The sequence below is a fragment of the Denitrovibrio acetiphilus DSM 12809 genome (assembly GCF_000025725.1).
In the GTDB taxonomy this organism is placed as follows: domain Bacteria; phylum Chrysiogenota; class Deferribacteres; order Deferribacterales; family Geovibrionaceae; genus Denitrovibrio; species Denitrovibrio acetiphilus.
On sequence record NC_013943.1, the window covers coordinates 1,559,728 to 1,570,937 of the forward strand.

At 41.1% G+C, this 11,210-nt stretch carries 10 protein-coding genes; 9 read left to right on the forward strand and 1 reads right to left on the reverse strand.

Going from position 1 to position 11,210, the window contains the following annotated elements:
- Positions 1-4 precede the first annotated feature (4 nt).
- A complete protein-coding gene (locus DACET_RS07530) occupies positions 5-2,338 on the reverse strand; it encodes a methyl-accepting chemotaxis protein (RefSeq protein WP_013010784.1) in 2,334 nt (777 codons plus the stop codon).
- Positions 2,339-2,493: 155 nt separating this feature from the next.
- Between DACET_RS07530 and DACET_RS07535 the strand changes: the two genes are divergently transcribed.
- From DACET_RS07535 to DACET_RS07575, 9 genes are all read left to right on the forward strand, one after another.
- Positions 2,494-2,886, forward strand: a complete 393-nt coding sequence (locus DACET_RS07535; protein WP_041230245.1) for a phage holin family protein — start codon at positions 2,494-2,496, stop codon at positions 2,884-2,886.
- Complete coding sequence (locus DACET_RS07540; RefSeq protein WP_013010786.1) at positions 2,886-3,188, forward strand: DUF1820 family protein; 303 nt, start codon at positions 2,886-2,888, stop codon at positions 3,186-3,188. The genes DACET_RS07535 and DACET_RS07540 overlap by 1 nt, the downstream gene beginning before the upstream one ends.
- Positions 3,172-4,221 carry an LptF/LptG family permease gene (locus tag DACET_RS07545; protein ID WP_013010787.1) on the forward strand — a complete coding sequence of 350 codons (1,050 nt, stop codon included), beginning with the start codon at positions 3,172-3,174 and terminating at the stop codon, positions 4,219-4,221. Before DACET_RS07540 ends, DACET_RS07545 begins: the two co-directional genes overlap by 17 nt.
- Complete coding sequence (locus DACET_RS07550; RefSeq protein WP_013010788.1) at positions 4,218-5,303, forward strand: LptF/LptG family permease; 1,086 nt, start codon at positions 4,218-4,220, stop codon at positions 5,301-5,303. The genes DACET_RS07545 and DACET_RS07550 overlap by 4 nt, the downstream gene beginning before the upstream one ends.
- A 94-nt stretch (positions 5,304-5,397) precedes the next feature.
- On the forward strand, positions 5,398-6,471 hold the full coding sequence (gene leuB / locus DACET_RS07555) for a 3-isopropylmalate dehydrogenase (RefSeq protein WP_013010789.1): 1,074 nt from the start codon (positions 5,398-5,400) through the stop codon (positions 6,469-6,471).
- Between the two features lie 325 nt (positions 6,472-6,796).
- On the forward strand, positions 6,797-7,345 hold the full coding sequence (locus DACET_RS07560) for a helix-turn-helix domain-containing protein (protein ID WP_013010790.1): 549 nt from the start codon (positions 6,797-6,799) through the stop codon (positions 7,343-7,345).
- Positions 7,346-7,362: 17 nt separating this feature from the next.
- Positions 7,363-8,268: a proline dehydrogenase family protein gene (locus DACET_RS07565; RefSeq protein WP_013010791.1), complete on the forward strand. Its 906-nt coding sequence runs from the start codon at positions 7,363-7,365 to the stop codon at positions 8,266-8,268.
- Positions 8,269-8,300: 32 nt separating this feature from the next.
- Complete coding sequence (gene pruA, locus DACET_RS07570) at positions 8,301-9,935, forward strand: L-glutamate gamma-semialdehyde dehydrogenase (protein WP_013010792.1); 1,635 nt, start codon at positions 8,301-8,303, stop codon at positions 9,933-9,935.
- Between the two features lie 112 nt (positions 9,936-10,047).
- A complete protein-coding gene (locus tag DACET_RS07575; RefSeq protein WP_013010793.1) occupies positions 10,048-11,175 on the forward strand; it encodes a branched-chain amino acid ABC transporter substrate-binding protein in 1,128 nt (375 codons plus the stop codon).
- The last annotated feature ends 35 nt before the right edge of the window (positions 11,176-11,210 follow it).

Below are 11,210 nucleotides of genomic sequence, written 5' to 3' on the forward strand. Positions count from 1 at the left end.
ATCCTCATCTTATCTTATCTATCAGTGTATTCAAATTGCGTATAAGCTCATTGACAGCATGTCTGAAACCTTCGTAACTATCCTGACAGGTAGATATACTGCGGGTTTTGGCTGCCTGTACAATCTCTTTGCCAAACTCTTCTACTTTGGAATGCAGTAAAACCATCTCATTATATTCATGGTACGAACCATAAAATTTTCGTCCGTCTGCTCCATAGATTTCATCAAAGTTACATGAGTCATAATCCCCTAAGTCAAACGAGTGTTCCGGATCCTGAACTGTCTTCTGAATGTTGCTCAGATAAACAGCATAGCCGATTTTTGTACGAATCAGAGGTATCCCTTTGTTAGAGAGTTTGAATTTCGCAAACTCATCATCCATATCGTTGAGTGCTTTTACTATGCCTGTCGTAGATTCAGCCAAATCTTTTGATTTGTCAAGCATTAACGAAGCATCTCTTTCTACACTTTCTATACTCACGACTATTTCACTGGTTGTCACGGTTTGCTGTTCCATTGCCGCTGAAACACTCACCATGTGACCGTTCACATTCTCCACTGCCTCCATAATATCTTGAAAATTTCTGCTGACATCAGAAATATGCTCACTCTGCCCTGCTATCGCTTCCGATGCTTTATCTGCATTTTTAACTGTATCCAAAACGTCGCTGCGAACATTGTTAATGACACCTGCAATCTCAGAGGTTGAGAACTGCGTCTTTTCTGCAAGCTTCCTCACCTCATCAGCAACAACAGCAAATCCTCGTCCCGCTTCCCCGGCTCTTGCTGCCTCTATAGCTGCATTAAGGGCAAGCAGGTTCGTCTGATCGGCAATGTCATTAATAACAGAGATAACGTCACCTATCTTCTCAGCTTCCTGCTGCAGATTGTTTATCTGTATCTTCAGACCTTCCATAACAAGGCTCACTTCATCAGAAGAGTTATTAACTCCGTCAATTAGCGTCTGCCCTCTGGAAGCAAGTGCAACAGCTTCGTTCATTTTCTCTGTTGCTTCACTAATATTTGTTGCAATGTCATGTATGGTCTCGCTCATCTGCTGGCTCGCTGTGGAAACCTGACCGGACATTTCATAACTATTTTGTGCAGAAAGATTAGTATCTGAAACAATACTTATAAGAGGCACGACGGAATCTCCTGCTTTTGACACATGGGTCAGCGTGTTAGAAAGATTATGATCTATATTCTCAACAAACTCATTAATATTGTCATAAAGAGCCCGCACCTCATTATTGTCTTTCATGTAAAGACGCTTTGTAAGGTCACCGTTGCCTTTCGTAAGGTCAAGCACGCTCAAAGACAGATTATTGATGTTTCGTAAGACCACACGGACAATGACAAAAATCAGTGCACCGAGTGAAACAATACTGAGAATGAAAAGCACCATATAAACTGTTTTGGCCTTCCATGCCGCATTCTTCCTAAGCTCCATACTGCTTAATATTTCATCAGCAAAATAATCTTCAGTCTTTTTAAGCAGATTTATCTTGTTTGTTATAGTCTTAAACCATTCATTTGCGTCAATGCCGAACCCTCCTGACAAGTGCTTATCAAATGCGGCTTTTCGCATCACCTCCACTTTGTTAACGTCATCACCAGATACTGTTTTTTTGTAATATTCGATAAAGCCCGCCTCGGCAGTAAGCTGAAAAGATTCCAGAAAGCTGCTCTGCTCTGTTATAAGCACAATAAGTTTTTCATACATGCCGTCGTCGAATTTATCCGCTGCAAAAGTATTTGCTAGGACAGCTCTCTCAAGCCCCGCCCGTTCTTTAGACAAAAGAAAATTCGCATATGCAGAAAGCTCTTTAGCTATGACCGGATCAGTTACCATAAACCCTATCTCACCAACAGAGTTAAGGAAGAAAGAGTTTATTTCGGTATAATAGGCTACTTCGTCCTGCACGCTTATTTTGAAGTTATCAATATCAGATCTTATTTTTTCAAGATTCTGTAATCTGTTCATCCCTTCATCAAAGTTTTTTTGAAAACGTATATCATACTCTTTAAAGTTAAAATCCTGAATAAAGTGTTTAATAATATTCAGCCGTTCATCTGTAAGTTTACGCTGTTTCTGTAGTATATCCCCAAACTCAGCCCCTCTGCTGCCGATAAAACCGGCTGAAGCCCCCCGCTCTTTTTGCGTTTCATGAACGAGATTGCTGATTTTCACTGCTAATTCTGTTGCCTTTGAGTATTTCTTCATTTCATTGTTAACATTCATTTTAATAACAAGCAAACTGACAGAAAAAACAAGCAAAGCTATAACAGGGAAAACCAATGAACCGAATAGCTGAAACCTTATAGAAAGATTTTTCATACAAGCTACCTCAAAATAAATTAGTTAGAGTATTTTAGACAATAACATCTTACTCCAAGTATTTCTTATCAAATTGTAACATATTCACGCAAATACCACATTTTAATTAAAGAATAGCACTTGTTATTATTGTAATGATTGTATATATTTTCACCATGCAGCCAGTACATTACATTTTTTACAGAGCATGTGTTAACCTGATAGGAATAGGTATAGCCTCACTGATAATATCCGGAATTTCGGTGAGCAGCTTTATCCCTCTATTCATAGCAGGCATTGTACTCACCCTATTTCAGACATTTCTCAGACCGATACTGTTTTTTCTGACACTTCCGTTTCAGATACTCAGTATGGGTATCGGTTACATTATCATAAACTCATTTCTGTTGAAGTTGACAGCCGATTTTCTTTCAGGGATAGACGTTTCAGGTTTCTGGGCAGCATTCTTCGGAGCATTAATTATCAGTTTCATAAATATGCTTTTTGATCTATTCTCATCCAGAAGCAAAGTACAGGTCTATTATCACAAAGGCGGAGACGACGATTAATGAGCAAAAAGCTTTTCAAAGTAATCTTCATAGATGAAGATAAGAAAATTCAAACCATACACTCATCAAAACTTAACCCTTCTTCATTTCTGGGACTGGTTGAGATATCCGATATCGTCTTTCTGGATCAGTCAGAGCTTATCATCGCACCTGACGACGGGAACCTGAAAAGTAAGTTCAAAAACGTCGAAAGGTCATACATCCCGCTAAACTCCATTATCAGGATAGATGAGGTTGCAATTGAAAAAGAAACGCCGGTCATAAGACTTTATAGCGATGATATTGATGAAACTTCTTCATAAGTATATACTAAAAGAGATATATCCCATTTTCTTCCTCGGAAACGTTTTTTTCGTTCTCCTTCTCTTACTGGATAAGCTCATCGACCTTGCCGACCTGTTTTTTACTAAAAATGTGCCCGCTTTTCTTATAATACAGACTATAGTTTATTATCTGCCGTCGTTCCTTGTAATAACAATCCCAACATCCGCAATGCTTGCGGTTATGATCGGCTTTGGACGGCTCTCCTCTGACAGCGAGGTAACAGCCATGCGTGCAGCCGGCGCAGGGAAGAAGTTTTTCACAACCCCAACTATCATATTCGGACTTACAGCTTTTTTATTAGGTATAATGATGAGCTTGTGGCTTATGCCGGCAGGCAGCAGAAACGCCATAGGCAACCTTTCTAAAATTGCAAAGCTTGTATCTATAAATGATATGAAGGAGAAAGAACTTTATGATGAACTCCCTGGTATCGTTTTCTACGCTGTAAAGAAGGACAGTAACGCCAAATACAGAAAAATGGTCATAATTGATAAAGCCCAACATTCCGTAATAACAGCTAACGAGGCTGAAATACTCCCTTCCGGTAATGCCGGTCTTCTAATGAACCTTAAAAACGGAAGGATAGTAACTCTGAACGAAGATGGTAAGCACTCAAAGATAAATTTTGACACATTTACCCTCAACTCCCCCCTCATCGACGCGAAAGATATTTCAGTAAACTCTGAACGTATAATGCAGACCAAAGACCTAATTGAAAATTTCCAAGAAGCACCTCTGTATAAATTTGAGTTTTCAAAGAGGATTTCAATGCCCTTTGCAGCTATCATAATGAGTATATTTGGTATGAGTCTGGGAATTTTCTTTCACAGAAGCGGACGCTCACTGGCTATACCCATTACTATTGCTGTTGTGGCGGTGTATAATATCCTGTTTTTCGCAGCAGAAAACTTTGCGGAATCAGGGCGTATTGAGCCATTCCTTGCTGCATGGCTTCCGAACATATTGTTTGCACTGATTGCTGTATTCTTCTATCGAAGGGCTATGAAATGACAAAATTCAACAAATATATAATAAAGCTATTTGTGCAGTATACCGTCATTGTACAAGTGTTTGTGGCCATCATAACGCTCATCGCCAACACGTTCCAGCATACTAAGATGCTTAGCGAATACAATATTTCATTTATGACATTAATAGTATACGACTTAATGAAAACCCCATATCTACTATATACCACCATGCCTATGACAATAGTTATTTCGACCATGCTGGTAATGGTCACCCTCTTAAAAAACAACGAGCTGATAGCCTATGTCTCATTGGGTGGAAAGATACGAAATCTTGCCTATCCATTTATCGTAAGTGGTATTTTCTTATCAGTTTTACTATATTTCTCAGCAGATGTTATAAACCCTAAAATTATGCTGGAGAGAGAAAGGTTCGCATATGAGAATATTAAGAACCGAACTTTTAACGTTTCCGGCAAACTCACGGACATGTGGCTGAAAGAATCCGACAGCTCATTCATTAATATTAACCTTATGGATCCTACTGAAAAGAAGATCATAGGCATAACAGAATACCATCTGAATAACAATTTTCAGGTTGACTATATCGTGACATATGATTCAGCAGAATATTATGAGGGGAAGTGGATAGAGAAAAATAAAAAAGTTTTCGCTATGGATCCCGTACCGGTAATGACTGACAGTGCGGAAGAAGTAATACAGGAACGGGAACTCTTTGACGAGCTCACCAGTCTCCCTGTCCTGAGTCCTAAGTTTCTGTCATTAAAAGAAGTACGCCGCACAGCAGAGATAATGAAGAAACAGGACATCAATACGGCTAAATACTATCTTCAGCTTTATAAATCCTATGCTCACGCCCTGAGTGTTATCGTCATAATCCTCGTGATATTCCCTCTCTGTATCGGCTTTAACAGAAATCACTCATACATAGCAGTTGCGTCAAAATCCTTATTCACAGGATTTGCCTACTGGATGCTAATGGCATCCTTTCAATCTCTGGGTAAAACCGGACTGTTTTCACCCCTTGCGGCAAACTTTATCCCTATAGGAGCCTTCTTTATTTTAGCACTTGCTCTCATCTACAGACGAGAAAGAGCACTCTGATAATTCACTTTAGCGAAACAATCTTAAGTTTGACTTTACCTTTGTACTAATGCTAATATCATCACTCTGAATATAATAGATATGGAGTGAAAATATGGGAAAAATAGCAGTTCTCCCCGGTGACGGAATTGGACCGGAAGTAATGCAGCAGGCAATAAAAGTCCTGAACAAAGTTTCTGAAAAGTACAAAAAAACATTCGAATACACATTCGCCGATGTTGGCGGGATAGCAATAGATAACCACGGCACCCCCCTCCCCGATGATACTGTTAAGACATGCGAAAATGCAGATGCCATACTTTTCGGTTCTGTGGGCGGCCCTAAATGGGAAAATCTCCCGCCGGAGCAGCAACCAGAAAGAGGAGCACTCCTCCCTCTTCGTGCCCATTTTAAACTTTTCTGCAATATAAGACCTATTAAAATCTTTAACCCTCTGAAATCTGCAAGTTCACTCAAAGAAGAATACATCCCCAACGGTCTGGATATAGTTTTCTTTCGTGAGCTCACAGGCGGCATCTACTTCGGTCAGCCGAAAGAGATCAGCGCCGACAGGACGGTTGGCAAAGACACAATGATATATTCCAAGCCAGAAATTGACCGTATCTCAAGGCTGGCATTTGACGCAGCAAGACTCCGCAGCAAAAAAGTCACATCTGTCGATAAAGCCAATGTACTTATGAACTCTATCGTCTGGAGAGAGACTATCACAGAGCTTCATAAAGAATATTCTGATGTAGAGCTGGGACATATGTATGTAGACAACGCTGCTATGCAGCTCGTACGCAACCCATCGCAGTTTGACGTCATAGTAACCGGAAACATGTTCGGCGACATACTTTCAGATGCTGCTGCAATGCTCACAGGTTCTCTCGGTATGCTACCTTCCGCTTCTATCAATGAATCTAAATTTGGTCTTTACGAACCTATCGGCGGAACAGCTCCGGACATAGCAGGACAAAACATAGCTAACCCTATTGCTCAGGTTCTTTCTGCTGCACTCATGCTTCGCTATACTTTCGGGATGGACGAAGCTGCGTGTGATATAGAAAATGCAATAGAAGCCATACTGGAAGAAGGATACAGAACAGGAGACATCTATAATAAAGGGTCAGACCAGAAGCTCGTCAAAACTGACGAAATGGGTGATCTTATTTCAGCAAAAATATAACATACATTTTATAATCAGACATTACTCAGAGCCGGTCATTGATCGGCTCTTTTTTTGCGCCTTATTATGTTTCCTAAATCATAACAAAAAACTTATTTTGTTATGTAATCTAAACATTTTTCATTTTACAGAACAAATAATTTAATTATAGTAAATATTGAATATTACACACTCTCCTTATCCTGCTAGAATTCAAAAATAATATCTATTATTTACCAACACTTTAAACACCTATAGAAATTTCTTAAGTCAGCATAATATAATTTAATTGACATTTGGATACTGTTCACTATAATGAACAGTATAAAACAAACGGGGGTTTATCTTGGAGTTTGGTAAAACCGTTAAAGAGCTCAGGCTGAAACATAATATGACACTAAGAGATCTTGCCAAAACAAGCGGGTGCAGCATCTCTTTTTTATCTCAGCTGGAAAGAGATCTCATCTCCCCCACTGTTGCCAGCCTGAGAAAAATCGCAGATGCACTCGGTGTTACCATCACTTCGTTCTTTTCAGGGGATGATTCAGAAACAGATTCAATAGTAGTTAGAAAAGATAAACGGGTCAGGCTTGGCTCTAAAGCTTCCAAAGTTGTCTACGAATCACTCAAGCACCGCGAAGCAAATTCCGTACTCGAACCCCTATATCACATACTGGACAAAGGCGCATACAGCGGGGATGACTACAACATCCACCTTGGTGAAGAATTCGTCTATGTAATGAAAGGACAGGTTGAGATCACCCTTGACGGTCGCCCAATGACATTGAATGAAGGGGACAGTGCCCTTTATAACTCAAACGTCCCACACAGATGGAAGAATACATTTGACGGTGAAACTATCCTCTTATGGGTGAACACACCGCCGACTTTTTAATATCTGGAGTAAATTAAATGATAAACACAGTAATTGCGAACATGATGCCTTTTATGCCCAAAAGCTTTGTACGCTTTTTTGCCAAGCGTTATGTCGCCGGCGGTCTGGCAGAGGATGCTTTCCTGCTGACCAGAGAACTGAACGACATGGGAGCTGTAACAACGATCGACCTACTCGGAGAATTTAACGAAGATCCGGCAAAGGCAAGAGCTACAGTAGATATGTATAAGCATGTGCTTGATTCTATTAAAGAACAGAATCTCGACGGCAACATCTCTATCAAACCCACGGCTCTCGGTGCTCTCGTCAGCATGGAATTCTGTACTGAAAACATCACGGAGCTCGTAAAGTATGCCCACGAAAAAAACATTTTTGTGCGCATAGATATGGAAAACAATCCATACACAGACTACACCATTGACCTGTACCTGAAGCTTGATGCAGAAATGCCCGGAAGCTGCGGAACTGTTATTCAGTCCTGCATGAGAAGAACACTCGACGACTTAAAGCATATCACCAGCACATCCTCAAAAGCTAATATCCGCCTCTGTAAAGGAATTTACAAAGAGCCTTCCGATGTTGCTTTTCAGGGGAGAAAAGAAGTTCAGGAAAACTTTATGTCAGCCCTCGACCTGCTCTTTTCGAAAAAGGCCTATGTCGGCATAGCAACCCATGACGATGTATTGATCAATGGAGCTTACGACCTGCTTAAAAAACATAATCTTAAAAAAGAAGAGTATGAATTCCAGATGCTTCTGGGAGTGAGATCTGAGCTTCGCAAAAGACTTCTCGCTGAAGGGCACACTCTTCGTGTCTATGCACCATTTGGCGAAGACTGGATACCCTACAGCATAAGAAGGCTTCAGGAAAACCCGGCTATCGTTGGTTCAGCCATAAAAGGTTTTCTCACAGGCGGAAGATAATCAACTACTTATATTAATCAAAGGAGATAATAATGAATAATAGCGTTTTCAACGTACCACATCCTTCAAACGAACCGGTTCTTGAGTACCGCGAAGGGAGCAAAGAGAAGAAAGAACTCAAAGCAGCCCTTAAAGAACTCTCAGAACAGTATATAGAAATACCTGTAATCATCGGCGGTAAAGAGATCAAAAGCGGCAACACTGTTGAAATAACAGCACCTTTCGATCATTCTATTAAGCTTGGTAAATTCCACCAGGCAGGCCCAAAAGAGATCCAGCTTGCCATTGATACAGCTATGGAAGCCAGAAAAGCATGGAGTAAGATGCCATGGTTCCACAGAGCAGGTATATTTCTTAAAGTTGCAGAGCTCATCAGTACAAAATACCGTGCTCAGATGAACGCAGCAACAATGCTTTCAATAGGTAAAACTGCTGTACAGGCAGAAATCGACTCCGCATGTGAGCTTATCGACTTTCTCCGTTTCAACACTTACTTTATGCAGCAGATTTATTCTGAGCAGCCTATGCTTAACTCAAAAGGGATGTGGAACAGTCTCCAATACCGCCCCCTTGAAGGTTTTGTACTTGCTGTAACACCTTTTAATTTCACAGCTATTTCAGGCAACCTCCCTACAGCTCCCGCTATGATGGGAAATGTCTGTATATGGAAACCATCAACTGACGCTGTTTATGTACCTTATCTTCTTATGAAAATATTCAAAGAAGCAGGAATGCCGGACGGTATTATAAACCTTATCCCATGTAAGTCTTCTGACCTTTCAAACATCGCATTCTCAAGCAGAGATTTCGGAGGTATTCACTTTACTGGGAGTACAAAAGTCTTCAAAACTATCTGGGAAACAATCGGCAAAAACATTTGGGACTACAAGTCTTATCCACGCATTGTCGGAGAAACAGGCGGTAAGGACTATATCTTTGCACATAACACAGCAGACATCGAACAGCTTGTGGCTGCTTCCGTCAGAGGTTCCTTCGAATATCAGGGGCAGAAATGTTCCGCTGCTTCACGCGCATATATCCCTATGTCTATGAAAGATGAATACATGAAACGCATGAAAGAAGTTATAGGAACTATCAAAATGGGTTCCCCTTTCGACTTCACAAACTTCATGACAGCATGTGTGTCTAAGAAAGCTTTCAAAGATATAACAAGCTACATAGACTTCGCTAAAGATGCAAAAGATGCAGAAGTTGCAATAGGCGGCGGTTATGACGACTCTAAAGGCTGGTTCATTGAGCCTACTGTTATCACAACACAAAACCTTGAGTTCAAAACATTCAAAGAAGAGATCTTTGGGCCTGTCCTTACAGTAACTTTCTATGAAGACGCTAAATGCGATGAATACCTCGAGTACTGTAACTCAGGTAATGAATACGCACTCACCGGCGCAATATTCTCCAGTGAGAGAGAGTTTATCGCCAAAGCTCTTGAAGTGCTTGAAGATTCCGCAGGTAACTTCTATATCAACGACAAGCCTACAGGAGCAGTTGTTGGTCAGCAGCCTTTCGGCGGCGGCAGGGGTTCCGGTACAAACGACAAAGCAGGAAGTTACCTCAACCTTATTCGCTGGGTTAACACACGAACAATAAAAGAAAATTTCGTCCCACCAGTTTCCATTGAGTATCCTCACATGGAGGCTGAATAGGCTAATTGTTTGATAAAGTGCGGAAATTGTAGTAAAGTTTAACTCTGCTTCAATGACAATTTTGTCAAAAAACCGTGCAAAACTATAAACACGGAAAAATCTGGAGGGATTTATGAAGAAACTTTTTACCTTGTCACTCGCGGTTCTGGTATCTGCACTCTTTGCAGCTACAGCATTTGCGGCTGACACAATCAAAGTCGGTGTTCAGGCTCCGACAACCGGACAGTATGCTAACGAAGGTCAAGGTATCGACAACGCTACCAGACTTATGGTTGAGCAGTATAATGCCAAAGGTGGACTCCTCGGCAAGAAACTCGAAGTTTTCACTTGTGATGACGAAGGTCAGGCAATGAAAGCTGCAATTTGTGCCAAAGAGCTCGTTAACAAAGGCGTTATTATGGTTATAGGCTCTTACACATCTTCTGCTGCTGAAGCTGCACAAAAAACATACTACCGTGCAGGCGTTCTTCAGACTACAGACGGTACAAGCGACTCTCTTGTTAAAAATGGTTACTGGACATTCTTCAGAAACTCTAACCCTAACTCTGCGAATGCTCAATTTACAGCAGAATATATGGTTAACGTTGCAAAATTTAAGCGAATTGCCATAGTTTCCGACTACTCCAGCTACGCTCAGGGTCTTGCTGACGCAGTAACAAAAGAGATCAAAGCTGTTAACGGTAATATCGTTTACGAAGGCAAAATCAAAGCCGGCAGCCAGAACTTTACACCTGTACTCACAAAAGTTAAATCACTTGATCCCGATGTAATCTACTTTTCCGGTTACTATGCTGATGGCGGGCTCCTCCGCGCTCAGCAGAAACAACTCGGCATCGATGCAGCTTTCATCGGTGGTGATGCTAACGATAACGTGGACTTCCGCAAACTGGCTGGCGGAGCTGCTGAAGGTGCAATGATCGTAAACGTTCCTACACCTGACATGCTTCCATACGACCTAGCCAAAAATTTCCTCGCTGACTACCGTGCTAAATTCGGTAAAGATATACCATCTATATGGGCTCTTCTTAACGCTGACGGTCTGCTTGCATTCCTTACAGCTATCGAGAAAACTGGCACAACAGACACCAAAAAGCTTTCTGAATGGCTCCACAGCAATGAGCTGAATGGTATGTCCGGCAAGCTTAAATGGGATGACAAAGGCGAGCGTGTAGGCTCTGCCTTCATGGTATACAAAATAACTGCTGACGGCAGCTATGATGTAGCCTACCCAAAACAGTAAATAAAGTATCTTTCTTTCGGGGGCGGGCTGAAACC